The 4,366-nt window shown below is 76.9% G+C and carries 4 protein-coding genes; all 4 read right to left on the bottom strand.

Going from position 1 to position 4,366, the window contains the following annotated elements; all coding sequences use genetic code 11:
- Positions 1-1,790: class I SAM-dependent methyltransferase (locus EBO15_RS42715; RefSeq protein ID WP_147481917.1), on the bottom strand; the 1,790-nt coding region annotated here is incomplete at its 3' end.
- On the bottom strand, positions 1,787-3,061 hold the full coding sequence (locus tag EBO15_RS42710; protein WP_122200131.1) for a glycosyltransferase: 1,275 nt from the start codon (positions 3,059-3,061) through the stop codon (positions 1,787-1,789). The genes EBO15_RS42710 and EBO15_RS42715, both read right to left, overlap by 4 nt.
- A complete protein-coding gene (locus tag EBO15_RS42705; protein WP_122200130.1) occupies positions 3,058-4,041 on the bottom strand; it encodes an alpha/beta fold hydrolase in 984 nt (327 codons plus the stop codon). Before EBO15_RS42705 ends, EBO15_RS42710 begins: the two co-directional genes overlap by 4 nt.
- Positions 4,034-4,366 (bottom strand): hypothetical protein (locus EBO15_RS44935; RefSeq protein WP_199745178.1); only part of this gene is annotated, 333 nt, incomplete at its 5' end. The genes EBO15_RS42705 and EBO15_RS44935, both read right to left, overlap by 8 nt.

The following is a 4,366-nucleotide window of genomic DNA, read 5'->3' as shown; positions in this document are numbered from 1 at the left end:
GACCACGGCCGGGACGGGTCGGGCGCGAACGCGCTCAGCCCGAGGTGGACGGCCGCCGCCGCGTCGTGGCGGTGGTGCGCCGCGCGCCGCTGGACGGCCAGCACCCGCATCCCGCGCGCGGCGAGCGCCCGCGTGAGGTTGTCCGCGGGCGCGAGGTCGAGGTGCCGGGGTTGCAGCCAGGGGAACCAGACCCGTCCCAGGCGGCCGATCCGGCAGTCCGGGTCGGGTTGTTCGATCAGCAGGTGGCCCCCGGCGGGCAGCGCCCTCACGACCGCGTCCAGCTCGGCGAGCGGGTCGCCGGAGTGCTCCAGGTAGTGGTGCATGCTGATCACGTCGTACCGTCCGGCGAGCTCGGCGGGCAGGTCGCGGAAGGTGCCGCGGTGCCCGGCGCGCAGCCAGCCCCGCAGGACGCCCTCCTCGACGCCCGGGCCCGCGTCGAGCCCGTCGAACGCCGTCCCCGGGAACAGGGTCGCGGCGGCGCGGCAGAAGTGGCCGTGACCGGCGCCGACGTCAAGCCAGGCGCGCGGGCTGCCGACGTGCGCGGCGGCGAACCGGGCGCGGGCGCGCAGGACGTCGCCGCGCACGCGCAGCTCCAGGACCCCCGAGCTCCGGTGGTCGCGGTCGTAGAACACGCGGCCCTCGTCGACCAGGCGCGGGTTCTGGAAGACGTGCCCGCAGTCGCGGCAGCGCTCCAGGGTGAACACGCCCGGTTTGCCGTGCACCATGTCGCCCGTCCGGACGCGGACGGTCAGCGCCCGCGACTCGCACCACGGGCAGTCGTTGCGGCGCGGCCCCAGGAACCGCTCGACGCCGCGGTCGATCTCCGCGCGGTAGTAGGGACGGGCGGCGTCCGCGCGGTCGGCGTGTTCGCGTTCCCACGCGCCCGGCGGGTCGGTGATCGTCCGCCACCAGCCGTAGGGCTCCCGGACGAGCCGGAGCAGCGCGGCGGCGTGCAGGTCGTGCGGGGCCAGGGCCGTCCCGCCGAACACCAGGTACGGGACGGCGCAGTACGCGACGACGGCGAGCAGCCCCCACACCGGCGCGAGGGCCAGCGCGACCAGCACGGCGAGGTAGCCGAGCACCGACGACGCGACCAGCCAGGACACCGGCACGCCGAGGCCGGTCAGCCAGGCACGGCGGCCCCGTCCGAGCGGCCCGCGCGGGCACGCGGACGGCACGACGGCCAGGTCGGCGGACGTGGTGAACTGCCGCAGCCGGGCGGTCGCGGCGCCGAACGCGCCGGGGTCGAGGGCGGCGCGGACGTGCCCGGCGCGGTCCAGGAGGTCCCCGGCGACGACGGTGGCGAACCCGGCGCCGCGTCCGACCGCGAGCGGGTCGTTCCGGTACGCGCGCGGGTCGAAGGTGCGGGCGAGGTCGAGGGCGCGCTCGGTCGGCAGGTCGGCGGGCACCAGGTCGAGGACGTCCAGCCGGTGCTCGCGGGCGTGCCCGACGGCGACCCGCCGGATCGGCCCGGACAGCATGACGCGCTCGCCCGTCACGAACTCGTACCCCGTGTCGCCGCCCGCCCCGGACGAGGCCGACGCCGATCCCCCGCCGGGCGCGGGCCCGGGCCCGGTCCCCGGCAGCGGCGCGATCGCCAGGATCCGCCGCCGCAGCGCCAGCGCGCGCCCCGTGATCGCCCCCGCGACCAGCACCGACACCGACGCGGGCAGCACCAGGGGCACCGCCCCGGCGAGCGCCGGAGGCGACACCACGGCGGCCGCCGCGTGCGACACGACCTGAGGGGCGGCCTGAGCGATAGTGAAGAGCGCGGCCAGTGGGCCGGTCATGCCAGCTTCTCCAGAAGGTCGGCCGCGCGGGCGGCGCCGCCCGCGGCGTCGAAGGAGTCGCGGACGCGCGCCGCGGCCTCGCGGTGCGCGGGGTCGGTGAGGACGCCGGTGAGGGCCGTGCGCAGTTCGTCGGCGCTGACCCGGGCGAACCGGACGACGCGTCCCGCGCCGGACGCCTCCACCTGGCGGGCGATGACCGGCTGGTCGTCCCGGATCGGGGCGACGACCAGCGGCAGGCCGTGCGCGAGCGCCTCGCAGACGGTGTTGTGGCCGCCGTGCGCGACCACCGCCGACATCCGCGGGAGCAGCGCGAGCTGCGGGACGCTCTCCCGGACGATCACGTTGTCGGGGACGGCGGGCCCGGCGCCCCTCCGTTTCCCGGACGGCATGACGAACACGGCCTGGACGTTCAGGTCCGCGACGGCCTCGGCGGCGACGCGGAAGAACCGCGCCCCGGCCGGGCCCGACACGGTGCCGAGCGTGACCAGGACGGCCGGGCGCGCGCCGTCGCCCTCCGGGTCGAGGCGCTCGAAGGGGAACGGGTCGCGTTCGGGGCGTCCGCCGAGGGCCGGGCCGACGAACGCGATGTGGTCGGGGAAGAAGGAGACGTCCCCGACGAGCGCGCCCGTGGAGAACACGAGCGTCAGATGGTCGGAGAAGCGCAGGTCGATGAGGTCCTCGATGTCGTGCGCGGCCTGGAACCCGCCGATCCGGTCGCGGACCCACTCCTCCACCAGCGGCATCCCGGCGAGCGGCCGGGTGAACTCGGCGGACGTGGTCGCGGACGTCGCCCACGGCAGGCCCCGCAGCCGCGCCGCGACCGGCGCGGCGAGGACCTGCTGGTCGGAGACCACCACGTCCGGGTGGAACCGGTCCATGGCGCGTTCGACGCCGGGCATCATGGCGTGCCCGAGCGGGACGATGAACTCCTCCCAGAGGAACTTCAGCGCCGCCGGGCCGCGCAGCGCCGTCCACTCGTCCCGGGCGGCCTCCAGCTTGGCGGCGAACGCGGTGTCCTCGGAGGCGTACACGCGCGCGCCGGACGGCAGCAGCGGTTCGAGGAAGCCCCGCCGTCCGACCCACGCGACCCGGTGGCCGCGCGCGGTCAGCTCGGCGGCGACCGCGACGGTCGGGTTGACGTGGCCGGTCAGCGGCGGCACCGCGAACAGGAACCGGCGGCGGTCGCGCTCGGGCTTCTTGCCGGGCGGGACGGCGTCCCCGAGCAGCGACGGGACGGCGACCCGGCGGCCGCGGGACGTTTTGGGGTTCATCGTGCACCTCCGGCGCAGATCGGCTCACGCGCCCCCGCACGCGAGCCCGGATCGGGTCCCGGCCCGCACGCCTGCGCGCACGGGCCGGTCTCGGGGGCCGCTCCGCGCGCCTCGGCACACGAACGCGCCTGGGCACACGAACCGGAGTCAGAGGTCCCCTCGGAGGCCCGGCGGGCCAGCCAGGGGAGCATGAGGGCCAGCAGGTCGGAGGTGCCGTCGCTGAGGACGGTGTGGGCGTGACCGGGCAGGACGTGCAGCTCGCAGTCCGGGACGTGCGCGGCGAGGAGGCGTCCGGCGGTGAGGATGTCGGAGTGCTCGCCGTACACGGCCAGCACCGGGGCGCGGAGCGTGGCGAGGCCGGCGGGCCCGACGGGTTCGGCGGCGGCGAGGTCCGCGAGGAGGCTGGTGTGGTTGATCAGCGCGTCCGCGACGGCCATCTGGCGGCTGCGCTTGCGCCAGCCGATCGCGGCGAACTGGGCGGCGAGGCGTTCGTACTCGAGGATGAGCGCGGCCCGGTTCATGGTGTTGAGCAGTGGTTCCGTCCACACGCCGGGGCGTTCGGCGGGACCGTACGACTCGACCATGACCAGGCCCGCGACACGGTCCGGGCGGGTGAGCGCCGCGTTCAGCGCCACGACCCCGCCGAAGCTGTTGGACACCAGGTGCACCGGGCGTCCGATGCCGAGGCCGTCGAGGACGCCGAAGAGGTCGGCGACCGCGTCGTCCGGTCCGTACCCGGACGGGGGCCGCTCGGACAGGCCGTGCCCGCGCTGGTCGTACAGGACGGCCCGCGCCCCGGCCGCCGCGACGGGCCCGGCCAGCCGGTAGTAGAAGCTCGACAGGTTGTCGACGGCGAGGCCGTGGACGAACACGACCACCGGCGCGTCCGGAGCGTCCGGCCCCTCCGGGCGGGGCGCGGACGCCACCGGGTCGAGGGTCTGGACGTGGAAGCGCACACCGCGCGCGGTGATCTCAGGCATGGGACTCCTCCAGGAACGCGCCGAGCAGCGTGGTGAGCCGCGCCCGCGCGGTGATGTGCAGGTCGTGGCCGCCGGCCAGGACGTGCCGCCGGGCGGCCGGCAGCGCCCCTCCGACCAGGTCGGCGGCGGCCCGGAACGGCGACACGGACCCGACGACGGCGAGCAGCGGCAGCCCGGCGAGCTCGGCCAGCTCGGCGGCGGTGACCGGCGGATCGGCCTGGAGGTCGTACGGCAGCGAGGTCCGTTTCAGCAGGTCCGCGACCGCGCCCCGGGCCGCGTCCGGCACCGCGAGCCGGCGCAGGTCGACGTCCGCGAAGCGCCCCCC

This window comes from Actinomadura harenae (assembly GCF_003696215.1).
GTDB classification, from domain to species: Bacteria; Actinomycetota; Actinomycetes; order Streptosporangiales; family Streptosporangiaceae; genus Spirillospora; species Spirillospora harenae.
This window is presented reverse-complemented; position numbering and strand designations above follow the sequence as displayed.

Coding starts and splice junctions, on each gene's coding strand:
- EBO15_RS42710 (WP_122200131.1), bottom strand. CDS start 3,061: ATGAACCCCAAAACGTCCCGCGGCCGCCGGGTCGCCGTCCCGTCGCTG.
- EBO15_RS42705 (WP_122200130.1), bottom strand. CDS start 4,041: ATGCCTGAGATCACCGCGCGCGGTGTGCGCTTCCACGTCCAGACCCTC.